General features: G+C 73.2%; 23 protein-coding genes. 12 read left to right on the plus strand and 11 right to left on the minus strand.

The genetic code is table 11. The annotated features are described in order from the left end of the window. Positions 1–224: 224 nt before the first annotated feature. The 6 genes from ACZ4M3_RS18615 to ACZ4M3_RS18640 all read left to right on the plus strand — a co-directional run bounded on the left by ACZ4M3_RS18615 (position 225) and on the right by ACZ4M3_RS18640 (position 6,326). Positions 225–1,121, plus strand: coding sequence for a class I SAM-dependent methyltransferase (locus ACZ4M3_RS18615; RefSeq protein ID WP_467733876.1), 897 nt, complete (start codon positions 225–227; stop codon positions 1,119–1,121). A 9-nt stretch (positions 1,122–1,130) separates the two neighbouring features. Further along, complete coding sequence (locus tag ACZ4M3_RS18620; RefSeq protein ID WP_467733878.1) at positions 1,131–2,696, plus strand: flavin-containing monooxygenase; 1,566 nt, start codon at positions 1,131–1,133, stop codon at positions 2,694–2,696. 38 nt (positions 2,697–2,734) lie between these two features. Further along, a complete protein-coding gene (locus ACZ4M3_RS18625; RefSeq protein ID WP_467733880.1) occupies positions 2,735–4,261 on the plus strand; it encodes an FAD-binding protein in 1,527 nt (508 codons plus the stop codon). A gap of 76 nt (positions 4,262–4,337) precedes the next feature. Then, complete coding sequence (locus ACZ4M3_RS18630; RefSeq protein WP_467733882.1) at positions 4,338–4,823, plus strand: SRPBCC family protein; 486 nt, start codon at positions 4,338–4,340, stop codon at positions 4,821–4,823. Next, a complete protein-coding gene (locus tag ACZ4M3_RS18635; protein ID WP_467733884.1) occupies positions 4,820–5,656 on the plus strand; it encodes an alpha/beta fold hydrolase in 837 nt (278 codons plus the stop codon). Before ACZ4M3_RS18630 ends, ACZ4M3_RS18635 begins: the two co-directional genes overlap by 4 nt. 10 nt (positions 5,657–5,666) lie before the next feature. Then, the gene (locus ACZ4M3_RS18640) at positions 5,667–6,326 is read left to right on the plus strand and encodes a 4'-phosphopantetheinyl transferase family protein (RefSeq protein WP_467733886.1); all 660 of its coding nucleotides are present in this window, start codon (positions 5,667–5,669) and stop codon (positions 6,324–6,326) included. Positions 6,327–6,329: 3 nt separating this feature from the next. Here ACZ4M3_RS18640 and ACZ4M3_RS18645 read toward each other — a convergent pair whose 3' ends face one another. From ACZ4M3_RS18645 to ACZ4M3_RS18670, 6 genes are all read right to left on the minus strand, one after another. Further along, positions 6,330–7,337, minus strand: a complete 1,008-nt coding sequence (locus tag ACZ4M3_RS18645; protein ID WP_467733888.1) for an AraC family transcriptional regulator — start codon at positions 7,335–7,337, stop codon at positions 6,330–6,332. 121 nt (positions 7,338–7,458) lie between these two features. Continuing rightward, on the minus strand, positions 7,459–7,965 hold the full coding sequence (locus tag ACZ4M3_RS18650; protein ID WP_467733890.1) for an anthrone oxygenase family protein: 507 nt from the start codon (positions 7,963–7,965) through the stop codon (positions 7,459–7,461). After that, positions 7,962–8,600: a hemerythrin domain-containing protein gene (locus ACZ4M3_RS18655; protein WP_467733892.1), complete on the minus strand. Its 639-nt coding sequence runs from the start codon at positions 8,598–8,600 to the stop codon at positions 7,962–7,964. The genes ACZ4M3_RS18650 and ACZ4M3_RS18655 overlap by 4 nt, the downstream gene beginning before the upstream one ends. Before the next feature lie 100 nt (positions 8,601–8,700). After that, the gene (locus tag ACZ4M3_RS18660; RefSeq protein ID WP_467733894.1) at positions 8,701–9,528 is read right to left on the minus strand and encodes an NAD(P)H-binding protein; all 828 of its coding nucleotides are present in this window, start codon (positions 9,526–9,528) and stop codon (positions 8,701–8,703) included. 126 nt (positions 9,529–9,654) lie between these two features. Next, a complete protein-coding gene (locus ACZ4M3_RS18665; RefSeq protein ID WP_467733896.1) occupies positions 9,655–10,470 on the minus strand; it encodes an SDR family NAD(P)-dependent oxidoreductase in 816 nt (271 codons plus the stop codon). A gap of 102 nt (positions 10,471–10,572) precedes the next feature. Next, positions 10,573–11,127: a hypothetical protein gene (locus ACZ4M3_RS18670; RefSeq protein ID WP_467733898.1), complete on the minus strand. Its 555-nt coding sequence runs from the start codon at positions 11,125–11,127 to the stop codon at positions 10,573–10,575. Between the two features lie 493 nt (positions 11,128–11,620). Between ACZ4M3_RS18670 and ACZ4M3_RS18675 the strand changes: the two genes are divergently transcribed. Genes ACZ4M3_RS18675 through ACZ4M3_RS18685 form a run of 3 tightly spaced genes read left to right on the plus strand, consistent with a single transcriptional unit; the run spans position 11,621 to position 15,547 of the window. After that, positions 11,621–13,045, plus strand: coding sequence for a lipase family protein (locus tag ACZ4M3_RS18675; protein WP_467733900.1), 1,425 nt, complete (start codon positions 11,621–11,623; stop codon positions 13,043–13,045). 28 nt (positions 13,046–13,073) lie between these two features. Continuing rightward, entirely contained in the window at positions 13,074–14,510 is a 1,437-nt protein-coding gene (locus ACZ4M3_RS18680) for a cytochrome P450 family protein (RefSeq protein ID WP_467733902.1), read from the plus strand. Further along, entirely contained in the window at positions 14,510–15,547 is a 1,038-nt protein-coding gene (locus tag ACZ4M3_RS18685) for a beta-ketoacyl-ACP synthase 3 (RefSeq protein ID WP_467733904.1), read from the plus strand. The genes ACZ4M3_RS18680 and ACZ4M3_RS18685 overlap by 1 nt, the downstream gene beginning before the upstream one ends. Positions 15,548–15,572: 25 nt before the next feature. Here ACZ4M3_RS18685 and ACZ4M3_RS18690 read toward each other — a convergent pair whose 3' ends face one another. Further along, positions 15,573–16,427: a lysophospholipid acyltransferase family protein gene (locus tag ACZ4M3_RS18690; RefSeq protein WP_467733906.1), complete on the minus strand. Its 855-nt coding sequence runs from the start codon at positions 16,425–16,427 to the stop codon at positions 15,573–15,575. A gap of 201 nt (positions 16,428–16,628) precedes the next feature. Between ACZ4M3_RS18690 and ACZ4M3_RS18695 the strand changes: the two genes are divergently transcribed. The 3 genes from ACZ4M3_RS18695 (at position 16,629) to ACZ4M3_RS18705 (ending at position 19,213) form a co-directional block, all read left to right on the plus strand. Beyond that, complete coding sequence (locus ACZ4M3_RS18695) at positions 16,629–16,880, plus strand: acyl carrier protein (RefSeq protein ID WP_467733908.1); 252 nt, start codon at positions 16,629–16,631, stop codon at positions 16,878–16,880. Then, a complete protein-coding gene (locus tag ACZ4M3_RS18700; protein ID WP_467733910.1) occupies positions 16,877–18,082 on the plus strand; it encodes a beta-ketoacyl-[acyl-carrier-protein] synthase family protein in 1,206 nt (401 codons plus the stop codon). The genes ACZ4M3_RS18695 and ACZ4M3_RS18700 overlap by 4 nt, the downstream gene beginning before the upstream one ends. An 84-nt stretch (positions 18,083–18,166) precedes the next feature. After that, positions 18,167–19,213 (plus strand): LacI family DNA-binding transcriptional regulator, encoded by a 1,047-nt coding sequence (locus ACZ4M3_RS18705; protein ID WP_467733912.1) that lies wholly within the window; start codon positions 18,167–18,169, stop codon positions 19,211–19,213. A gap of 11 nt (positions 19,214–19,224) precedes the next feature. Here the strand turns inward: ACZ4M3_RS18705 and ACZ4M3_RS18710 are convergent, their stop codons facing one another. The 4 genes from ACZ4M3_RS18710 to ACZ4M3_RS18725 form a co-directional block, all read right to left on the minus strand. Beyond that, positions 19,225–19,932, minus strand: coding sequence for a sulfite exporter TauE/SafE family protein (locus ACZ4M3_RS18710; protein ID WP_467733914.1), 708 nt, complete (start codon positions 19,930–19,932; stop codon positions 19,225–19,227). Beyond that, positions 19,929–21,341, minus strand: a complete 1,413-nt coding sequence (locus tag ACZ4M3_RS18715; RefSeq protein WP_467733916.1) for an amidohydrolase family protein — start codon at positions 21,339–21,341, stop codon at positions 19,929–19,931. Before ACZ4M3_RS18715 ends, ACZ4M3_RS18710 begins: the two co-directional genes overlap by 4 nt. A gap of 24 nt (positions 21,342–21,365) precedes the next feature. Continuing rightward, positions 21,366–22,727, minus strand: coding sequence for a uracil-xanthine permease family protein (locus ACZ4M3_RS18720; protein WP_467734020.1), 1,362 nt, complete (start codon positions 22,725–22,727; stop codon positions 21,366–21,368). A gap of 332 nt (positions 22,728–23,059) precedes the next feature. Continuing rightward, positions 23,060–23,239 carry a hypothetical protein gene (locus ACZ4M3_RS18725; protein WP_453352799.1) on the minus strand — a complete coding sequence of 60 codons (180 nt, stop codon included), beginning with the start codon at positions 23,237–23,239 and terminating at the stop codon, positions 23,060–23,062. Between the last annotated feature and the right edge of the window lie 129 nt (positions 23,240–23,368).

Below are 23,368 nucleotides of genomic sequence, written 5' to 3' on the forward strand. Positions count from 1 at the left end.
CTTTTCGAGAGCGATGAAAGCCCCGTGGCCGCAAGGAAGACGCAAGATGCCCGGGGCAGTGCCCGACCGCTGGCTTTTCCCGGCCTTTTCCCTCCCTTTCACCCGTCTTTTGGTGCGGACCGGACCCGTGTTGCGTACGCCTTGCGGGGGATCGGTTTTCCTCGGACGTAATTCGGCACGGACGGCCCGAGCCGCCCTTCCCGCCCGCAGGAATGAGGATCGAAATGACAACGGTCGCCCCCAGGACGGTGGACCCAGAGGTCGATGCGATCAGGCACCACTACGAGGTCGGCAACGACTTCTACCGGCTGCTGCTCGGCCCGACGATGATGTACTCCGGCGGTTACTGGAACGAGGGCGAGGACCTCGTCGCCGCCCTCGACCAGGCCCAGGAGCGCAAGCTCGACACCTTCGCGGACCTCGCGAACGTCCGGGCCGGCGGCGTCAAGCGGGTGCTGGACATCGGCTGCGGCTGGGGCACCATGCTCAACCGCCTCACGACCGTGCACGGCGCGCAGGAAGCCGTCGGCCTGACCCTGTCGCGCACCCAGGAAGCCTTCATCGACGCTCTGGGCAACCCGCGCATCACCACGCTGGTGCAGAGCTGGGCGGACTACGCGGTCGCGGACGACAGCGAGAAGTACGGCGCGGCGTTCTGCATCAACGCGCTGGAGCACTTCGTCTCCTCGAACCTGCCGCCCAAGGAGCGCACCAAGCGCTACCGCTACTTCTTCCAGCAGGTCGCCAACGCCCTCGACCCGGGGGCGAAGTTCGTCCTGCACACCATGACCGCCGAGGCGCTGCCGATGAACCGCGCGCTCCTCGACGACCTGAAGTTCCTCCAGCGCTCCGAGTTCGCCGGGTGCCACATCCCGCACCTGCACGAGCTGACCTCCGGCGCCGAGGGCCTCTTCGAGATCGACGAGATCGTCAACGAGCGCGAGTCGTTCGCGATGGCCTGCCGCGCCTGGCTGGTGCTGCTCGCCGAGCGCCGGGACGAGGCCGTGGCCATGGAGGGCGAGGAGGTCGTCGCCCGCTTCGAGCGCTACCTCGACATCTTCGCGTACACCCTCGAGGACAAGTTCTTCAACAACTTCCGCGTGACCCTCACGCGCCGCTAGGAGGCCGACGTGACGAGCATTCTCGAACCGGCCAAGGACGGCGGAGCCCGTCCGACGGCCCAGGCCTCCACCGGGGGCCGCGGACCGGCCCGGCACCTGAGGGTGGCGGTCATCGGTACCGGGTTCTCGGGCCTGGGCACCGCCATCCGGCTGCTGCAGTCCGGCATCGACGACTTCCTGGTGTTCGAGCGGGCCGACGAGGTCGGCGGCACGTGGCGCGACAACAGCTATCCGGGGTGTGCGTGCGACGTCATGTCCCACCTCTACTCCTTCTCGTTCGCCCAGAACCCGGGCTGGAAGTCGACCTTCGGCAAGCGGGACGAGCTGTACGCGTACCTGCGCGACACCGCCGACCGCTTCGGGGTCCGCCCGCACATCCGCTTCGCGCACGAACTGCTCTCCGCCCGTTGGGACGAGGGCGAGCGGCACTGGCGGATCGAGACCTCGCAGGGCGACTACACCGCCCAGTTCCTCGTCACCGGCACCGGCTACCTGAGCGAGCCGGCCGTCCCCGACATCAAGGGTCTGGCGGACTTCGAGGGCACGGTGTTCCACTCCTCGCGGTGGGACCACGACCACGACCTGACCGGGCGGCGCGTCGCGGTCATCGGTACGGGCGCCTCGGCGATCCAGTTCGTCCCGCAGATCCAGCCCGACGTGGAGCGGCTGGACCTCTACCAGCGCACGCCCCCGTGGGTCGGCCCGAAGAACGACAAGGCGACCACGGCGCTACAGGCGAAGCTCCTGCGCTCGGTGCCCGGCTACCAGAATTTCCGGCGGAACTTCAACATGTGGGGCCGGGAGGTCCTGGCCTTCGTGATGGCCCGCCCGAAGGTCGCCGGGAAGATGCAGAAGATGGCCAGCGACCACCTGAAGAAGTCGGTCCCGGACGAGGCGCTGCGCGCCAAGCTGACCCCCGACTACGTGATGGCCTGCAAGCGGCTGCTCTTCTCCAACACCTGGTACCCGGCGATCCAGCAGCCCAACGTGGACCTGGTGACCGAGGGGATCGCCGAGGTCCGCGCCAAGTCGATCGTGGGCCGGGACGGGGTGGAGCGCGAGGTCGACACCATCATCCTGGGCACCGGCTTCCAGGCCACCGACCGCCCGGTCGCGCGCCGGGTCTTCGGACGGGACGGGGTCCAGCTGCGCGAGGCGTGGCAGCGGGAGGGCATGTCGGCCCACCGCGGCACCACGATCGCCGGCTTCCCGAACCTGTTCATGCTGCTCGGGCCGAACACCACGCTGGGGCACTCCTCGCAGGTCGTGATGATCGAGGCGCAGATCAAGTACGTCGTCGACGCCCTGCGGCAGGTGGAGAAGCGCGGACTGGCCAGCGTCGAGGTCCGCAAGGAGGCGCAGCAGGCGTACAACGCGGCGCTCGACGCCAAGCTCGACGGTTCGGTGTGGAACGCGGGGAACTGCAAGAGCTGGTACCTCGACGAGAACGGGCGCAACCCGTCGATCTGGCCGACGTACACCTGGCGCTTCCGCCGCCAGACCAAGCGCTTCGACCTCGGCGAGTACCAGCTCGCCTCGCAGGTGCGCACCGCCGTCCCGGCGACGCACCAGTAGGACTCCGGCAGGTCATGAGAAACGGGAGACGTACGCAGATGAGCAGCACCCCCAGAGCGGCCACGGGCACGGCGGCCGCCCCGTCGCGGCGCAGAGTCCTCGGCGGCATCGCGGCGACCGCCGTGGCCGTCGTGGGCTGGAACACCGTCGACCAGAGCTGGGCGACGGCCGCCGAGGCCGTCGGCCGGACCGTGGTTCCCGTGCCGGCGCTGACCGGCACGCTGGAGACGGCGCCGACCGTGGTCGAGGCCTTCGGCAAGGACTTCGGGCACCTGTGGGACGGCGCGGGCAACAAGCCGTGGGCCGTGCTGCGGCCCGGCAACGTCGACGACATCGTCAAGATCGTGAACTACGCCCGGGCCAATGGCATCAAGGTCGCGGTGAACGGGCAGGGCGGCTCCGGTACGGACATCGAATCGCATTCGGTGTACGGCCAGGCCCGCGTCCCCGGCGGGATCTCCATCGACGCCCGGAGCATGTCGAAGATCGTCTCCATCGGTGCGAACTGCGCGGTGGTCGAGGCTGGGGTGACCTGGGCCCAGCTGACCGATGCGTGCCTCCGGGTGGGCAAGACGCCGCCCGCGCTGCCCGATTACCTCTACATTTCGGTCGGCGGCACCATCAGCATCGGCGGCATCGGCGGCACGGTCGCGAAGTACGGGCTGCTGTGCGACACCGTGCGGTCGATCGACATCGTCACCGGTGACGGGAGGCTGGTCACCGCGACGGCGACGAGCCGCCCCGACCTCTTCAACGCGGCCCTGTCCGGGGGCGGTCAGGTCGGCATCATCGTCCGGGCCGAGGTCGCCCTGGTCCCGGCGCCGCAGCGGTCGGTGATCTTCACCCTCTACTACGCGGACGTGGAGACGTACCTGCAGGACGCGGAGAAGGTGCTGGCCGACGGCCGGTTCCAGGTCCAGGCCGGCGAGATGCTGCAGAAGCCGGACGGCTCGGGCTGGCGCTACAAGATGGAGGTCGGAGCCACCTACAGCACGACGCCCCCGGACCGGGCGAAGCTGCTGAGCGGCTTGCAGGACGTGCGGGCCGACGCGGTGATCGAGGACGTGACCTACCGGGAGTACATGTTCCGGCTCGACGCCTACGAGGCCTACCTCAAGGAGTCCGGCCACTGGTACACGCCCAAGCCGTGGCTGAGCATGTTCCTGCCGGCCTCGAAGACCAAGACGTTCATGAAGCGGGCCGAACAGGAGCTGACCGCCGACTCCCTCGGGGGCGGGTTCCTGCTCTTCTCCCCCTTCCTCACCTCACAGGTCAAGCGGCCGCTGGCGATGATGCCGGGCGAGTCCGTGGCGTACCTCTTCGACCTGCTGCGCTTCCCCAACCCGGGCGACCCGAACATCCAGGCGATGCTCGACCAGAACCGGCGCCTGTACGACCTGGCGGTGTCGATGGGGGCCAAGCGCTACCTGGTGGGCGCCGTCCCGAACATGACGCAGGCCGACTGGCGGGCGCACTTCGGCAACCGCTGGACCGGCTTCGTCAACGCCAAGAAGAAGTACGACCCGGCCGGCATCTTCACCCCGGGCCAGGGCTTCTTCGCCTGACCCGGCGGCCCCCAGGGCCCCGGCCCCCGTCCCCACCGCGCAACTCCGCACCACCGTGCACCTGAGGAGGCTCGACATGACAACGTACGACCTGATCGACGAGGCGGTGATCGACGCCCCGGCGACCGCCGTATGGGACGCGCTCCTCTCGGAGTTCCGCGGCGCCGCCCAGTGGTGGGTCCCGGCCAACACCTTCGCCCCCCTGTCCGGTTCCCCGGACCGGGTCGGCGGCGAGGTCGGGGTCACCGTCCACACCAAGGGCGTCGGCAACGGCGGTCTCAAGCTCCGTTTCACGGCGCGTACGGTCGCCGTGGAGCCCGGCCGCCGGCTCGACGTGGAGTACGTCGACGGGGCGTTCCGCGGCCCGGCCGGCTTCCGGCTCGAACCGCTGCCGGACGGCCGCACCCGGCTGTCCATGCACTTCGCGGGCAGGCCGCACGGCTGGCTGGGCGTGCTGGCCAAGGCCGTCGACCTCGGCGCCGAGCACTCGAAGGCCACCTTGGCGGCCTTCGAATCGCTGGGCCGCCGGCTGTCGTCCTCCGCCGTGGCGGCCGGGCGATGACGACGGCCGCGGACGTCACCCGGGAGGTGACCGTACGGACCGAGGACGGCGCGGAGCTGGCCGTCACCGTGCTGGCCCCGCTGGCCGGCACGCCGGCCTCCGTGGACGTGGTCCTGGTGCACGGGTGGGCGCACTCGCGCCGTGCCTGGGGCACCAGCGCCGACCGGCTCATCCGGGCCGGTCACCGGGTGGTGCTGTACGACCAGCGGGGCCACGGCGCCTCCACCCTCGGCCGCACCCCCGTCTCGGTCGAGCGCCTCGGCGCCGACCTCGCGGCGGTACTGGACGCGACGGACGCGCGGACGGCCGTCCTGGTGGGCCACTCGGGGGGCGGGTTCGCGGCGCTGTCCTACGCGGCCGGCGGGGCGGCGGCCGGGCGGCCGCACGGCCTGGTGCTGCTGGGCACGGCGGCGCACGGCCAGGACACGCCCGACGGCGAGGTCAAGATGATGGGCAGCGGCCTCTTCTCATGGGCCCTGCGCCGTCCCGCGCTCGGCCGCAAGCTGCTGTCGTCCACCATGGCCAAGACCGTGGACCCGGCCCTGCTGGACGTGAACCGGCAGCTGTTCGCGGCGACGGACCCGCGGGTCCGGGCGGACTTCTTCCGCTGCACGCGCGGCTGGGACGTGCGTCCGGCGCTGGCCGGCGTCGGCGTCCCGGCGGTGGTCCTGCACGGGGAGGCGGACAAGGTGATCGACCCCGCGCTGGCGCGGACGCTCGCCGACACCCTGCCGGGCGCCCGGTTCGAAGCGGTGCCGGGTGCGGGCCACATGCTCCCGCTGGAGCGACCGGGGCTGGTCGTGTCCGCGGTGTCCGAACTCGCCTCCCGGTGACCGCCGGACGATGATCGAGGCTCTCCTGCCGCCGGGCGTCACGTCGTCGGAAGCCTTCGACGACGAGGCGCCCGCGCCGCTCTTCCCCGCCGAGGCGGTCCTCATGGAGGGCCGCCTCGGCCGCCGTCGCCGCCAGTTCGCGACGGCCCGCGCCTGCGCGCGCCGTTGCCTGGCCGCCCTCGGCCACTCCCCCGCGCCGCTGCTGCCCGGTCCGGGGGGCGCTCCGGCCTGGCCCGCGGGCGTGGTCGGCAGCATCACCCACTGCGACGGCTACCGTGCGGCGGTGGCGGACCTGTCCGAGCGTACGTCGGCCCTGGGCATCGACGCGGAGCCCGCGGGCCCGCTGCCCGAAGGCGTCCTGGGACTGGTCACCTCCCCCGCCGAACGCGCGCACCTGCGGGAGCTCGCCGCGGACCACCCCGGCGTCCCGTGGGACCGTCTCCTGTTCTGCGCCAAGGAAGCGGTGTACAAGGCCTGGTACCCGGCGACCGGCATCTGGCGCGGCTTCCGCGACGCCACGGTGACCCTCTCCCCCGGGGGCACCTTCACCTGCACGATCGACGTCCCGGCCGGGCCGGCCGCGCCGGCCGAACCGGTCGACCCGGTCTACCACGGCCGCTGGTCGGCGGGAACGGACCTGGTCCTCGCGGTGGTCGCCCGGCCCGGGTGAGGCTCAGCGCCGCCGCGGCCCGTCGAGCACGACCGTGCGGGGCGAGCGCGGGTCCTGCCCGGCCACGGGCGCGCTCACGCCGGCGCGGAACTCCTTCGGGCTGACGCCGCGTACCCGTTTGAAGGCCGCCGACAGGGCGAACGCCCCGCTGTAGCCGACCCGGCGGGCCACCGTGGCCACCGTGGCGTCGGGTTCGCGCAAGTAGTCGGCGGCCAGGGCGATGCGCCAGCCGGTGAGGTAGGCGACCGGCGGTTCCCCCACGATGTCCGTGAAGCGGCGGGCCAGAGCCGCCCGGGAGACGCCGACCTTGCGCGCGAGTTCCTCGACCGTCCAGCCGTGCACCGGGTTCTCGTGCAGCAGGCGCAGCGCCGGGCCGACCACGGGGTCGCTCTGGGCCCGGTACCACGTCGGCGCGCCGCTGCCCGGGGCCGCGAGCCAGGCGCGCAGGACCCCGATCAGGAGGAGGTCCAGGAGCCGGTCCAGGACGATCTCCTGACCCGGCTCGTCCCGGGAGATCTCCGCCGTCAGCAAGGTGATCAGGGCGTGGTCCGCGGACTCCGCCGGCCGGACCAGGATCGTGGGCAGCACGCTGAGCAGCCTCCGGCCGATCTCGCTCGGCGCCTGGTAGGTGCCGCTGAGCATCACCGCGGAGCCCGCGTCCTGGAGCGGATCGCCCCAGGTGCGCACGCCCAGTGCCATGGTCTCCGTGACGTCCTCGCCGCTCGCGGTACTGCACCGCTGCTCCGGTCCGACGGTGATCTGGACGGGGGTGTCCGGGGAGTCGGCGACCGTGTACGGCTCGGGGCCGTGTACGACGGCCACGTCGCCGGGCCGGATCAGCACCGCGGTGCCGTGGTCCGGCACCAGCCAGGCGTCGCCGTGGACCATGGTGATGACCGACAGCGGCGCGCGGTCCTCCACCCGGAGCGACCAGGGCGGGTTGAAGACGGACTTCAGGAGGAAGGCGCCGCGCGCCTTCGGGCCCTCCAGCAGACCGGTCAGCGTGTCCATGCGGTCATCCTCTCTCGTTTCCCGCCGGGCGGGAACGCGCGGGGCGCCCGCTCTCCCGCGGGGGACGGTGGGGAGAGCGGACGCCGTTCACGGGGGCGCCGGCGGCGCCTGGATCCGGGCGCTACGCGGCCTGCGGGCGGCCGTGCAGGGTCAGCGTCCGGCCCAGCGCGGCCAGGGCGGTCGCGCAGGCCAGGGTGCGGACGATGTTGGCGGCCCGCCAGCGGGTGCCGAACCCGGCCCGGGCCGCCGCGAAGTCGCCTCCGGCGCGGGCGAGCTGGGCGTTCAGGGGCAGGTTGACCAGGGCCGTCACGACCAGGGAGAGGGTGTACAGCGCGAAGGCGGTCCAGGCCCAGCGCGCCGTGTGCGCGCGGCCGCCGCGCTGCTGCTGGGCGGCGGCCACGCCCGTGGCGAGGAACGCGCCCAGGAAGAGCAGCCCGAACAGGCCGTTGTCGATGGCGTCGTTGATGTTCCGCATGGCGGTCACGTACGTCTCGTCGTCGCCGCGGGCCAGGCCCGGGATCACCGAGATGTCGAAGGCGAAGTAGAGACCGGCCATCAGGCCGGTGCCCACGGTCGCCGCCACCAGGGTCACGGACTGGGCCGTCGGGCCCGTCGTCGCTCGTGTCACTTCCCAAGTCCCTTCAACGTGTTCTCGTACCGCCTGCGGAGCAGGGTCGCGCCGAGCAGCCGGACCGGCGGCGGGATGGTGGCGCGGACGTGTGCGACGGACGCGGGGCTCGCGCCGTCGAACATCCAGGGCTGGAGGTACAGCAGCACCCGGGGCGGGGCGCTGGCCACCACCTTGCGTTCCTCGGCGAGGTAGGCCCGCTCCCCCATCCGGTCGAAGACCGGGAACACGACGCGTTCCTCGTCGCGCAGGTGGTCGTGCAGGATCTCCTGGAAGTCCCGGGCGGCGGCCACCAGCCCGTCCCCGCCGCGGGAGACGGCGGTGGTGACCGCGGCCATCGCCGCGTCCAGTTCCTCGTGGTCGTCGTGCAGTTCGCGGGCCTGGGCGTCGAAGTCCCGGTCGCGGCGGCGCAGTCCGGGCCACAGCACGTCGTCCTCGCTGGTGTGGTGCCACTCGATGACCTCGCGCAGGCGCAGCCACCATCCGGCGCCGCCGCCCCGCCATGCCGGTGCGGCGGCGCGCAGCCGGTCGGCGTCCCGGCGCATCGCCCGGTGCATCAGGGCGAAGCCGTGGAAGTGCGGGGCGAGCGCGTCCAGTCCGTGTTCGCTGGAGTGGGGCGGCTGGTGCGTGGGCATCGGGACCTCCTGCCGGTCGGTGCGGAGTGCGTGCGTGCTCCGCGTCGGGGCGGGGCGCCGGGCGGGGCGTCGTCCCCCGCCCGGCGCGGGCCCGGCGCGGTCAGACGTCCCAGACTCCGGTCGCCGCGGCCTCGCGGGCGAAGTCGGCGAAGTCCTTGGGCTTGCGGCCCAGGGCTTCTTCGACCCCGTGCACGAGGTGCGCGTTGCGGCCGTCCAGGATCATGGTGAACAGGTCGGCGAACTCTTCCGGGAGGTCGTTCTCGCGCAGGACCGCGCGGTACTCCTCGTTGGTGACGGAGACGTAGGTGATCTGCCGGCCGGTCGCCTTCGTCAGCTCGGCGGCCACGTCGCTGTAGCTCAGCAGGCGGGGGCCGGACAGTTCGTAGGTCTTGCCGATGTGCTCGTCGTCGGTCAGGGCGGCCACGACCACGTCGGCGATGTCGTCGGCGTCGACGAAGGCCTCCACGGCGTCGGCGGTCGGCAGGGCGATCTCGCCGGCCAGGACCGGCTCCAGGAAGAAGCTCTCGTTGAAGTTCTGGTTGAACCAGCTGGAGCGGACGATCGTCCAGTCGGCGCCGGAGGCCTTGAGGTTCTCCTCGCTGACCGCGGCGGCCTCTTCGCCGCGTCCCGAGAGCAGGACCAGCCGGCGGGCGCCGTTGTCGACGGCCACCTTGGCGAACGCGCCGACCTGCTCGGCGGCGCCCGGGAAGGCGAGGTCGGGGTAGTAGGTGACGTACACCCGGTCGACGCCCTCCAGGGCGGGGACCCAGCTGTCGGGTTCGTTCCAGTCGAAGGCGGGCTCTCCCGACCGGGAGCCGACCCGGACCGGGAGGCCCTGGGCGGAGAGCTTCTCGGCGACGCGTCGGCCGGTCTTGCCGGTGCCGCCGATGACGAGGGTGGTCTGGATGTGCTGCGTGGTCCGAGTCATGAGTACAGTCAAGTCCCTTGTCGCGAGACGGGACATGGCCGTGAAGCTCAGTTCCATATGCGTGCGTCTACGCGTGATGGTGGCGCGTGGTCCTGTGCGGGGCCGGCCCGGCGCCCGGCGGCGGTGTCAGAAGCGGCCCAGCCCGCCGCAGACGTTGAGGGCCTGCGCGGTGATGGACGCCGCCATGTCGGTGGTCAAGTAGCCTACGAGACCGGCGACTTCCTCGGGAGTGGAGAAGCGGCCCAAGGGTATCTGGGCCTCGAACTGCTGCTGCACGTACTGCTCGGTCGTGTCCCAGACCCGCGCGTAGCCCGCCCGTACGCGTGCCGCCATCGGCGTCTCCACGTAACCGGGGCAGACCGCGTTGACGGTGATGCCCAGGGGCGCCAGCTCCTTGCCGAGTGCCTTGGTCAGGCCGACCACGGCGTGTTTGGAGGCCGAGTAGGGGGCGCCCAGGAGCACCCCTTGTTTGCCCGCCGTGGAAGCGATGTTCACGATCCGGCCCCGCCCGGCGGCGGTGAGGCCGCCGTTGGTCAGCGCCTCCCGGGTGACCAGGAAGACGCTGTTCAGGTTGGTGTCGATGACCTCGTCCCACAGTTCGTCGGTGAGGTCGGCGGTGGCGCCGCCGCCGCTGCGGCCGGCGTTGTTGACCAGGATCCTGACGGGTCTGTCGAAGGCGGCGACGGCCGCCGCGACCAGGCCCTTGACCTCGGCCCGGTTGCGTACGTCGGCGGCCGTTCCCTCCACCTCCAGCCCATCGGCGCGCAGGTCCTCGACCGTCTGTTTCACGTCCGTCTCCGTGCGCGCGCAGATGAACACCCGGTGGCCCCGGGCGCCCAGGTCGCGCGCGACGGCCAGGCCGATACCGCTGGTCGCCCCGGTGACCAGGGCGAGGGACCCGTCGGCGGCCTGGCCGGCCCCCGGCGTCGACTGTGCGTTCATCGGGCGCCCTCCGTTGCTCGCTGATGCGCTGACGATGGCAGCGGCGACTCGGGGCGCGCCGGAGACGGGATCGAGGGGCGGCTCAGTCCTGCTGTACGGCCGTCAGCCGGCGCTGCCGGAGCTGCAGACCTTGTTGAAGGCCGCGTCGGCGCCCTGCTGCCACGCCTTCCAGTAGGCGTCGGAGTGCTGCTGGCTCTTGTCGGGCGTGGCCTTGGTGCCGCAGCCCTTCTGCGCCGCCGAGCGTCCGGCGCGGTAACCGTCGCCGTAGCCCCGCCCCTTGTCCTTCATGCTGTTGCCGGTGGTGTTGCCGGTGGTGTCCGCGGACTTGACGACCTTGCAGTTGACGAAGGTGAAGTTCTGGTCGTCGTGGGCCGCGAGGACGGTGTAGTCGGCGTTCTTCTGGAAACGCTTGACCTGGAAGTGGCCGCTCGCGTCGATGCTCAGCGGCACCGTGCTCTCACCGTCGTTGAGGTTGCGGTCACCGGTGAAGCCCTCGCCGGTGATGGTGACGGCCGTGCCGTCGGCGTTCGGGGTGACGGTACAGCTCGCTGCGGGTACGGCGGCGCCGGCCGACGGGGCCAGGGCGGCCGCGCCGGACAGTGCGAAGGAGGACGCGAGCAGCGCGGTGATCACTGTGCGCCGTGTGTGTCGGGCCATGGTGGTGCTCCCCTTCCGGAAGAGACGATGCGGGAGCGGAGGGGGCGGTTCACGCGTGGGCTGTAAGCGGCACACCGTGCAAGACCGGGCGACCCGGCCGGGCCCCTCGCCGGCGGCGGCCCGCGGTCCGGCGGACTCCGCCTTTCCCATCGTCCCTCCGGCCCCACGGGATGTCGACCGGGCCGTCATCCGGTCCGGGGAGTCCCCGCTGCCCCGATCCGGCCCGTCCGCCGTCCGGGTGGCCGGGGGGTCAGCGGCGCCGGGTGTCAACAGGGCGGCGCCCGGCTCATCCTCCCGGGGCCGCCCAGTTCCGCCGCCCGAAGCGGGCGCGGAGCCCGCGTGCGGCCGGGGCCCGTACGCCGGGCGGGGTGCGCGGGCGGGCCCGGTCGGCGCAACGACGGCGTCCGGGCGATCACGCGCGGTGCCACCATGCCTGCGCGAACAGCGGGCAAGGCGGCGCAGCCGTCGCACAGGGACGAAAGGGAGCACACCGGTGACTCAGGCGGTCGACGAAACGACTCGGCATGTCCCCGCGCAGCAACGGCCGGAGGACGCCGGGCGCAGCGCCCCGGCGCGGACGGACGCGGAACTGCTCATCGCGGCGTCGATCCTGCTGGCGGACGCGGCGCTCACGGCCAAGCAGGCGGGCGCGGAGCTGACGGGAGCGCTCTCCAGCTGGCGGTTCGGCCTGGAAGCGCTGCGCCGCCCCGGCTGGGCGCTGGGCACGGCGCTGTCCTGCGCGAAAGCGCTCACCAGTCCGGCGGGCCTGGGTTTCGGGGCGAACGGCGGCCTCCTGGGCGAATTGGCGCGGATGGCGGGGAGCGTGACGTACCGCCGCCCCGCGAAGGTGGCCATGGCGGTGGACGCCTTCGCGATGCGCATCCGGGCCGTCGCGGCCGAGCACCCGAACCTGGACTCGCCCCTGGCCAGGCGGCTGACGGACGCCATGGTCGACGGGAACCGGCTGGAGGCGCTGCGGGCGATGTACGGGCTGGTCGAGCGGTTCGGCGTGACCCGCGCGCTGACCACGGTGTCCCCCGTCATCATGGAGCTGCTGGCCCTGTCCGGCCTGCTCGACGAGAACCCGGTCAACGACGACTTCTCCTGGGTGACCCTCGCCGGCGGCGTGCCCACCACCGACCCCTTCCTGGGACTGCCCAGTTCGCTGCTGGGCTACCTCAACCCCGGGCCCGGGCGCGCGGAGCGGGCCGATCCGGACTCCATCCTGGCGAAGGTGCTGGGTACGTCCTGCAACGACATCGTCAGCTACGTCAACGACATCGGCGCCCTGGGCAACCACGGGCTCGTCCTGCTGCGCCGGGTGGCGTGCACCGACGGGCAGCAGCGGCACGTCCTGCTGCTGCCCGGGACCAGCTTCGGGCTGCTGAGCAACAGCACCCCGCAGGACCTCGTCGGCGCGTTCGACGGACTGCTGCGCACCGACACCACGTACACGCGGGCCGTGAAGCAGCTGATCCTGCGGTCGGGACTGCCCGCCGGGGCGGAACTGATGATCGTCGGGCACAGTCTGGGCGGGCTGACCGCGATGAACCTCGCGATGGACGTGGACCTGGCGTCGACGTACCGCATCACGCACGTGATCACGGTGGGTTCCCCGATCGACGGCAAGCGGCCCGCCGACCACACCACGCAGGTGATCAGCCTCGTCAACAAGCACGACGTGATCCCCATGCTGGACGGGCGCGGGCCCGCCTCGCCCAACGACATCCCCGACAGCTGGGTCGAACTGGCCTGGCTCGACGAGTCCTACGACTACCCGCTGTCGCACGCTCCGCAGGCGTACTCGGACACCCTGCGCGGGGAGCTGACCGGCTACCGGGACCAGGTCAACGAACTGATCACGGCTTACGACGGCCAAGTCGTCCACAACCAGCCGTACATGCTCCGCGACAAGTGACCACAGCGACCACGAGGGAGACCGACCGATGACCACTGCCGAGAGTCCGGCCACCACGGTACGCCGGCCGGCGCCGGCCTGGCCGCTGGAGAACGCCGTGTTCAGCGCGGCCATGCTCGCCCACCGGCTGCCGTGGACGGACGCCCCCGCCCGCGCGCTGGGGCTGGACGCCCTCACCCGCGAGGGGGTGACGAGCGGGCTGCTGGCGTATCTGCGGCGGACCCGGTCCGGGCGGCCGGTACGGCTGCGCACCGCGTTCGGGACCTTCCTCGTACCGCCGTCCGGCGTCGACGCCGCGGGCCTCCTCGCCCGGGCGGAGGAGGCGGGCGCGCTCGGTGCGCCCAGCGGTCTGACGCCGGGCGGACGACGGTACGGGCTCTCTCCGCACGTGCCGCTGGAGCGGGAGGTACCGGTGGCGCGGGGGCAGTGGGCCGCCCTGCTCGCCGAGGACGTGGACGCGGTGATCGCGGCCCGGCGCGGGGACGGCACGCTCGACTGGGACGACTGGCGGCGCGGCACGGCCCGGGTCGCGCGGCGGCTCGTGGTGGGCGCGGCGGCGGCCGAGGACACGTTGCTGAGCGAGGTCGTCGCACGGGCGTCGGCGGAGTCGGAGCGCCGCTCCCACCCGGCCCGGAGCGCGGCCCTGGAGCGACGGCTGGCCCCGTACCTGGCGGACCCCGACCCCGCTTCGGTGGCCGGTTGGCTGGTGGCGGACGGGGCCGGGCCCGAGGCCGCGGCCGCGGCCGTGGCGCACACGCTCGCCGTGGTCGGCGGGGCCGCGGCCGGGATCACGCTCCAGGCGCTGGCCCTGCTCGCCGTGGGGTCGGTGACCGGGGCCGGCGAGGCGGTGGGCGAGGCGCTGCGCCGCTTCCCGCCGGTCTCCGCCGCCGTGTACCCGGTGCGGAGCGCGTTCGTATGGGAGGACCTGGCGGTCGAGGCCGGCACCGAGATCCTGTGGGCGCCGGGCTGGGTGCGGGAAGAGGACCACTCGGGGGCCGGGCCGTCGGCGCTGTGCGGAGGCCCGTCCGGCTGCGCGGCGGCGCGCTTCGCGCAGCACGTCGCCGAGGAGGTCGTGCGCCGGGTCACGGCGGCGGCGCACCCGGCGGTGATCTCGCCCCGGCTCAGCGCGGACCGGCTGCCGGACGCACTGGATCCGGCCACGCTGCTCGTGGCGTTCCGGGAGGCCGAAGGCCTGCCCGGGGACGGGCGCGTGACGGTCGGTCTGCCGACCGCCGTGCCGGTCTCGGCGCACGGGTACGCACCGGCCGCCTACGGGGCCCTGGCCCACGCCAGTGCGGACCGGCTGGAGCGCCACGCGGAGAGCCTCGCGGCCTGCGCCGGCAACGGCGGCTGGGACACGGACGCGGCCGGCGAGCGGTTCCGGATGACCCTCCTCGGCCACGCCGAGCGGTGTGCGAAGGCCGCCGACGACGTGCGGCGCGCAGCGAACCGGCTGGCCGGCTGATGGCGGCGCGCTCACCGCAGACCCGCCGGGGCGCGGTGCTGGCCGGCGTCGGTTCGTACGTACCGCCGCGCGCCCTCACCAACGCCGAGTTGTGCGGGAACCGGCCCGTCGGCGACGAGTGGATCCGCGCCCGCATCGGCGTGGGGAGCCGCCGCGTCGCCGACGGCGAGGCCACCGTCGACCTCGCCGTACGGGCCGGCCGGGGCGCGCTGGAGTCCGCCGGGGCCACCGGGACCGACGCGGTGGTGCTGACCACCATCTCGCCGGACCGGCTCGTGCCGGCCGGGGCGCCGGAGGTGGCCGCGCGGCTGGGGTGCGGGACGGTTCCGGCGTTCGATCTGGCGTCGGGGTGCAGCGGGTTCCTGTACGGCCTGGGCGTGGCTTCGTCGATGATCGCCGGCGGGGCCTTCGGCAGTGTGCTGCTGGTGGCCTCGGACGTGTTCTCCGCCTTCATCGACCCGGAGGACTGGCTGATGGCGGCCATCTTCGGCGACGGCGCGGGCGCGGTGCTGCTGCGGGCCGGTACCGCCGACGAGCCGGGCGCCCTCGGGCCGTTCGACCTGGGCAGCGACGGCACGCAGGCCGACCTGCTGGAGGTCCCCGGGGGTGGGGCACGGGCCCGCAAGCGCAACCTGGTCGCGCCGGAGGAGGAGTTCTCCCCCTACTTCCGGATGGACGGGCCGGTCGTGCGCAAGCAGGCGGTCGTCGGCATGTGCGATTCGGTGACGCGGGCCGTGCTGCGGGCCGGGTGGTCGCTCGGCGACGTGGACGTGGTGGCCGCCCACCAGGCCAACCAGCGCATCCTGGACGGCGTCGCCGCCGAACTGGGTCTTCGGCCGGAGCGGATGCTGTCGCACATCGAGGGGTACGGGAACACCGCCGCGGCCTCGGTGCCCGTCCTGCTGGCCCAGGCGGCCGCCGCCGGAACGCTGCGGCCCGGGATGCGGGTGGCGCTGACGGCGTTCGGCGCGGGACTTGCCTGGGGGTCGACCACCCTGGTCTGGCCCGACGTACGGGCGGTGACCGACGACGGGTGAGCCGCCCCCGGTCCGCCGGACCGGCTCACCAGAAGGGCGTCTCCCGCCGGTTCCGCTCCCGGTCCACCAGCTCCTGGACGGCGGCCTGGGCCTGGGCGCACAGCCGGCGGGCGGCGGCCGAGCGCTCGGCGAGGGACTCGGGCCGCGGGGGCGCCGGGATCTGCTCACCGATGGTGATCAGCCACTTGGACGGCAGCGGGAACAGGGGCGTGAGCGGGAAGTAGGGCAGGTCGAGCAGGCGTGCCAGGGCCGGCACCTCGCCCAGCTTGGGACACGCCTCTTCGGCGCCCACGACGGACACCGGGACGACGGGCGCGCCGGCCCGCACGGCGGTGACGGCGAAGCCGGGGCTGAACGGCCGCAGCCGGTAGCGCTCTTCGAAGGGCTTTTCCAGCCCTGCCATTCCCTCGGGAAACACCCCCACGAGTTCCCCGGCGTTCAGGTGTTCCCATCCCAGCGTCGGATCGAGCGGAATCGCGCCGTTCTTGCGCGCGTATGAACCGATGACCGGAAACCGGAAGATCAAGGGGGCCGCGGGCACGTGCAGCGGCCGGTCGAGACCGCCGACGAGGACGTTCTGGAGAACGAATGCGTCGAGCCCCCAGGCACCCGAATGGTTGGCGACGAGGACGGCCGGCCCTTCGGCGGGAATGTTCTCCCACCCGGTCACCTCCAGGCGGAAATATTCGGCCACGAGCCAGTCGAGGAACCGGGCCCACGCGGTCTCCCCGGCTCTGCCCAACAGCCGCTTGAGGTAGCGCAGCTCCACGCCCGCCACGTCGAGGACGCCGGCCACGGCGTCCGGGTCGACGATCGGGTCGACGGGGTCCACGGTCAGGCCGGCCGGGTCAGCGGTCGAATCCGTCAGGATTTCCGACATGAATGATCCTCACTCTCCCATCAGACGTCATCAAAAGGCCGGTTGCGGACGCGTTTTGAGTAATTGGGAAGCCGTGGTACTTATGTGGGCGCAAGGCCCCCCGCCCACGACCGGAGAAAATCGCTTTTCCGTTCACCTTCGACCGCCGGCCACTGCGTCACCATGCTGCACGAGGCCGCGAAACCGCAAATGAGAGATGCCGTGACCATTTCCGCGCAGGAATCCGTCCTCCACGCGATCAGCGAACTGCTCATCGGAAAGTTCGAGGTTCCCGCCGACGAGGTGCGGGCGGACGCGCCGATGCGCGAGCTGCTGACCGACTCGCTCATGGTGGTCGAGATGGCCATCGCCGTACACGAGACGCTGGGCGTCAAGGTCGAGGAGGAGGAGCTGCGCGCCACCACCCTCGGGGAGTTCGCCGAGTCCGTCGGCGCGCGATGCACGGACCGTTGAGCCGGCGCCCTCCGGCCGTCGTCACCGGGATCGGGCTGGTCACCCCGGCCGGCTGCGACCGGGACAGCACCTGGTCGGCGGTCCTCGCCGGCCGCTCCACCGCGGCCCCCGACCCCGCACTGGACGGCCTGCCGGTCTCCCTCAGCTGCCGCGTGCCGGAACTGGACCACCCCGTGCTGCGCCTGCGCGGCTCGGGCCGGCTCGATCGGGTCGACCGGTTCGCCCTGGCGGCGGCCGCCCAGGCGCTCGACCAGGCCGGGCTCGACCCGGAGCGGTGGGACGGCAGCCGGGTCGCCGTCGTCACGGGCGGCGGCCTGGGGGGCCTGCGGACCCAGGACGAGGCGCTCGCCCGGCTGGCCGAACGGGGACCGGAGTTCGTCTCGCCGTACTTCCTCACCGGCTATCTGATCAACATGGCCTGCGCCAACCTCGCACTGCGCTTCGGGGTGACCGGTCCCACCCTCTCCACCTCCACCGCCTGCGCCTCGGGCACCACCGCGCTCGGCCTCGCCCGTGACCTGCTGGCGACGGGACAGTGCGACATCGCCCTGGTGTGCGGGGCGGAGGCGGCCACCACCCGGCTGATGGTGGCGGGCTTCACCCAGATCGGCGCCCTGTCGGGCACCGGCTCACGGCCGTTCGACGCCACCCGGGACGGCTTCGTCATCGCCGAGGGCGCCGGCGCCCTGGTGCTGGAACGGCCCGCGGACGCCGCGGCCCGATCAGCCCGGCCCCTGGCCCGGCTGATCGGGTACGCCGCCTCCTGCGACGCACACCACCTGGTGGCCCCGCACCCGCAGGGGCGGGGGGCCGAGCAGGCGGTCCGCGCCGCCCTCGCGGACGCCGGCGTGGCGCCCGGGGACGTCGGCCACGTCAACGCCCACGGCACCTCGACCCGGCAGAACGACGACATCGAAGCGGGCGTCCTGCGGCGCGTGTTCCCGCACCGGCCGCCCGTCACCTCGTCCAAGGGGGCCCTGGGACACACCCTGGGCGCCTCCGGCGCGATCGAGGCGGCGCTGACCGTCCTGGCCCTGGCCGCGGACACCGTCCCGCCCACGGCCGGGCTGACCGAGCCGGGCGCCGGGATGGGGATCGACGTCGTCACGGGACCGGCCCGCGAGCACACCGGCGAGATCGCGGTGAGCAACTCCTTCGGCTTCGGCGGCCACAACGCCGTCGCGGTCCTCGCGCGGGCCTGAACCGGGGGCGCGTCTTCCGGCGGGACCGCCGGTCGGCGAAGATGCGGAGGTCACCCCTGCGCGGCGCGAGGAGCGTTACCCCAGATGTCCCCTTCCGGTACTGGTGCCCGGCCGCCGACGATCGCCGACGTGGCCCGGGCCGCCTCGGTGTCACGGACGACCGTCTCGCACGCCCTGAACGGGATCGGCAAGGTCGACCCGCGGACCCGGGAGCGCATCAAGGCGATCGCCGCCGAGCTCGGGTACCGGCCGAACCTGCGTGCGCAACGGCTGCGCCGGGGCGAGGCGAAGGCCATCGCGCTGGCGTCGTCGATGCCGTTCGCCGTGGCCGGCGGCCCGTCCCGGCTGGGCTTCTACATGGAGGTCGCCGCCGCGGCCGCGGAGCGCGCGCTGGTCCACGGCTACGCGCTCGTCCTCGTCCCGCCGGTCCGCAGCGGCTCCCCGCTGTACTCGGTGGACATCGACGGGGCCATCGTCGTGGAGCCCGACGCGGACGACGTCGCGGTGGCGCAGCTGCGCGAGCGCGGGCTGCCGTACGTGGCGCTGGGCCGGCCGGTCTCCCCCGCCGACGCCGCCCCCTACGTCGACCTGCGCGGCACCCCGGTCGCGGAACTGCTGCTCGGACACCTGCGGGAGCAGGGCGCGCGGCGTCCCGCGCTGATCGTCGGGGCCGGCGCGCGCCACTCCGGCGTCGACGCCCGGGCCGTGTTCGAGCGGGCCGCGGCGCGGCACGGCTGGGACCCGCTGGTGGCGGCCGCGCCGGAGGAGGGCGGGGAACAAGCCGGCTACGACGCCTGCGCGGCGCTGCTCGCCGCCCACCCCCGGATCGACGCGGTCTGCGCCCTGGTGGACACCTTCGCCGTCGGCGCGGTCCGGGCGATCCGGGACAGCGGCCGGCGGATCCCGCAGGACGTCATGGTCGTCACCCGCTACGACGGGCTGCGGGCCCGGACCTGCGAGCCGCCGCTGACGGCGGTCGACCTGCACCTGGACCACGCCGCGTCCCAAGCGGTGGAACTGCTGCTCGGGCGGCTGCGCGGGGAGGACGCCCCGGCCGTCGCCACGGCGCCCGAACCCCGCCTGATCGCCCGCGCGTCGTCCCTGCGCGCCGGCCCACCGGCAGGCGGCTGACGGCCGACGGCCTAACCGAGCATGAGCACCACCCCGGAGACCAGGGCGAAGCCGAGGACGAACAGCCGCATCCGGCGCGCGTCCAGGCGGTGGTGGACCAGGCGGCTCAGCCAGGCGCCCGCCGCCAGGGCGGGCAGCAGCAACAGCGCCTGGCCCAGCTGGCCCGGGTGGCCCTGGCCGGTCGCGAACAGCAGGGCCAGGGAGGCGACTTCGCCGACGAGGAAGCACACGGCGATCGTGGCCCGCAGCTCCGCCGGCGGGCGGTGCTGGTAGACCAGCGCGAGCGGCGGACCGCCCACCCCCGTGGCGGTTTCCGTGAGCCCGGTGACCAGGCCCGCGCCCAGGTAAGCGGCCCGGCCGGGGGTGAAGGCGGGCGCGGCCAGGCTGACCAGCGCCGCCAGGACCGTGGCCGCCCCGACGAAGAGGCCGAGCCGGCCCTCGGGGATGGCCCAGAGCAGGACCAGGCCGAGAGGGGTGGCGGCCAGCCGCGCCCCGGTGATCCAGCCGGCGCCGCGCAGGTCCAGGCAGTCCCGCTCGCGCCAGGCCACGTACGCGTTGAGCGGGATCATCGACGCCAGCACGAACACGGGCAGCAGCGCCGGATCGAGCAGCCCGGCCACCGGGGCGACGATCAGGGCGAACCCGAGCCCGCTGGTCCCCTGCACGAACGCGGCGACCGCCACCGTCACGGCCAGCAGGGCGAGGGTCTGCGTACTCACCGGGCCACGCTCCGCCCGCGGTCGCGGTCGCGGCCGGCGCGCGCGGCCATGGAGGTGGGGTGGGCCCGGGTGACGGCGGCCCGCCCCAGCACGGAGCGGGAGAGTTCGGCCGCCTGCCGGACCAGCGCCGGGCCGTCCCAGTCGGTGGGCCAGCCGTGCCACAGCCGTAGCCGGCCTCCGACGAACACGGCACTGATCTGGTCGCGGTTGCCGCGCCGGACCAGTTCCCACGGCAGGTCCCAGGACAGCCGCATTTCGGGGGTCGATATGTCGATGAGCAGGAAGTCGGCGGCGGCCCCTTCGGTGACGGTTCCGGTGAAGGAGCCGAGGCCGAGTGCGTCGGCGCCGCCGCGCGAGCCGTGCTCCAGCCAGGTCCAGCCCGCTCCGCAGGAGGAGTCGCCGGAGGCGAGTCCGTAGGCCAGGCGCTGGGCGGTCTCCGCGGCGTCGGCGAGCCGGAAGGCGTCGCCGCGGGTGCCGTCGGTGCCGAGCCCGAAGCGGATCCCGCGCTCCGCCATCAGGGCCGCGGGGGCGACGGCGTTCCCCTTCCAGGCGCTGGCCACCGGGTTGTAGCTGACGGCGGCGCCGCTGTCGGCGAGCAGGGTGAGTTCGGCCGGGGTCAGGAGCGTGGCGTGGGCGGCCACCAGCTGGGGCCCCAGCGCGCCCACCCGGTGCAGGTGTTCGAGGGGGCGCAGGCCGTGCCGGACGAGGGAGCGTTCGACGGCGACGAGGTGCTCGTTGACGTGGATCTGTACGACGGCTCCCGCTTCGGCTGCCAGGCAGGCGGTCGCGCGCAGGGTACGGGCGGTCGCGGCCTCGGGGATGGAGACGCCGAGGGACGGGTGGATCAGGTCGTCGGTGTCGTAGCGGGCCAGGTGCTTGTGCGCCCGGGCCATGACGTCGGAGGAGTCCGCACCCGGTGCGTCGTTGCAGAGCAGCGCCAGTACGCAGCGGATCCCGGCGTCCCGCGCGGCGGCGGCGACCACGTCGGCCTCGACGTCGGCCCGGGTGCCCGCGTCCGCGACGGTGGTGAATCCACCGCGCAGCGACTCCAGCGCGGCCAGCTTCGCCGCCACGTACGCGGACTCCTCGTCCAGCGCGCCCTCCAGGGGCGCCCACACCCGGCGGAAGATCTCCGAGGGTTCGCCGAACGCGAGGGCCGCGCCGAAGCTCTGGGTGAGGTGGTGGTGGGTGTCCACGAAGCCGGGCAGCAGCGCGTGTCCGGGCAGGTGTACTGGTGTCAGCCGGGGGTGCAGGCGTTCCAGTTCCGCGGCGGGGCCGATGGCGCCGAAGGATCCGTCGGCCACGACGACGGCGTGGCCGTCGAGCGGACCGTCGGGGGTGATCACCACGTCGGGCACGAGCAGCCGGGGGCCGGTGCCGACGAGGCGGTCGGGGGACGAGTCGGTCATGGTTCTCTTTCCGGTGGAGGGGGTTCAGCCGCGCGGCGCGGCCTCGTTGCGGGCGTCCGCGTCCGGCTCGGGGTGCGGCGCGGCCTCGGGCGCTCCGGCCGGGCGGGCGCGGCCGAGCCTCGGGGGGTGGAACAGGACGTTGAGCAGGGCGGCGGTGAACGCTCCTACGGCGACCCCGCTTTCGAGGAGGATCCGCGGGCCCGACGGCAGGCCCCCGTAGACGCCCGGGATCAGGATGGGCAGCAGTCCGAGGGCGAGGGAGACGGCGCAGATGAAGGTGTTGGTGTGCCGGTCGAGTGCGGCGCGGCCCAGCATCTGGATGCCGAGCACCGTGATCACCGCGAAGACGACCATGGCGGTGCCGCCGACCACGGCCGCGGGCACCACGCTGATGGCGCGGGTCACGGGAGCGAGGAACCCGATGCAGATCAGCACCACTCCGGCCGCGGCGGTGACGAAGCGGCTCCGGACTCCGGTGACGCGGACGATGCCGATGTTCTCGCCGCTCGTCACCATCAGCGGCAGTCCGAAGAACCCGCCGAGGAAGGAGACGACCGCGTCGCCCCGGATGGTCTTGGGCACGTCGGTGCGGCGGTCGACGGGCTTGCCCACCGCCTCGGCGTTGATGACGGTCTGGCCGGTGGCTTCCGCCATCGAGGCGAGGCTGTAGAGCATCAGCGGGAGGGCGGCGACCAGGTTGAACTGCGGGGAACCGAACGGCAGCAGCTCGGGCGCGCCGAGCAGCGGCCCGTGGACGGCCCGGCCGAAGTCGACGTCCCCGAGGACGACGGCGAGGACGGTACCGGCGATCAGGCCGAGCATCACCGCGAGCTGGCGCAGGACGCCGGTGCAGAGCCGGTAGAAGGCGATGGTGAAGCCGATGGTGGCCAGGCCCAGCACGAGGTGGGCGGGGTCGGCGAAGCCCGGCTCCCCGGGCCGGCCGGTGACCAGGACCGCGCCCACTTTGACCAGGTTCACCCCCACGATGACGATCATCGTGCCGATGACCAGGGCGGGGAAGAAGGCGAGGAGCCGGGAGAACACCGGCAGCACGAGGAAGTAGAAGGCCGCCGTGAGGATCACCGCGCCGGTGGCGGTGCGCAGGCCGTGCTGTTGGGCGATGGCGAGGAAGAGGATGAGCGGGGCTCCCCCGGGGAGCATGACGAACGGCAGCCGTGGCCCGATCTTCCAGGGCCCGAGGGACTGGATCAGCGAACCGGTACCGGACAGGACGAAGGCGGCGGAGAGCAGTTTGACCGTCAGTCGGGAGTCGAGCCCCAGGGTCGCGCTCATCAGGAAGATCGCCGAGATGGGGGTCGCGGCCATCACCAGGACGTGCTGGATGCCGAACAGCAGGATCCGGCCCAGCGGGCGGGACTCGTCCACGGGGTGCGGCTGTTGCTGCGGCGGCTCTCCCGGGCCGGGCTCGTCCGCCGGCTGCGGCCGGCTTTCCGGCGAGGACTGCGGCGGTGTGGGACGGCGGTTCGCGGTGCGGAAACTGGGCACGTTCGAGCTCCGTTCGGCTCGTTCCGGATATGGCTCCTCCACGGCCCGGGACGGGGGTCGCGATGACGGAGCCAAATCGATTTGGCCGCCAGTATGTGAGGGCCCTTGGAGCGCGTCAAGGGATCTGGACGAGACGCCGCCGACGCCGTCCGGTTATGAAAACTCCCCCTCCCCCACGAGGGGGTTGGGGGAGTATGGTGCCCCGGTGCGGGTCACTGCGGGGTGTGGAACCGGCCCGCGCCGCGCTGCCTGGGAACGGTCTTCAGCCGGTGCGCGCCGGAACGTCGGCGGCCGGGAGAGGGGTTGCGCCGCGAGGGGGCCGAAGGGGCCACGACCAACAGGGCGATGAGGACGAGGACCGCGACGAGGATGAGCCCGGCAACGAGGTTCATGTTCCTGCCTTCCGTCGGGTACTGACTGCCTTTCACTACTTCCTGTAACCGAAAATCGCGGCGGTAAACACAACGGGTGAAGGCGTCCCGCAACATCGGCTGCCGCCGGGGCAGTTGCGCACCCCTGTG

It is taken from the genome of Streptomyces sp. NPDC026522, assembly GCF_055567555.1.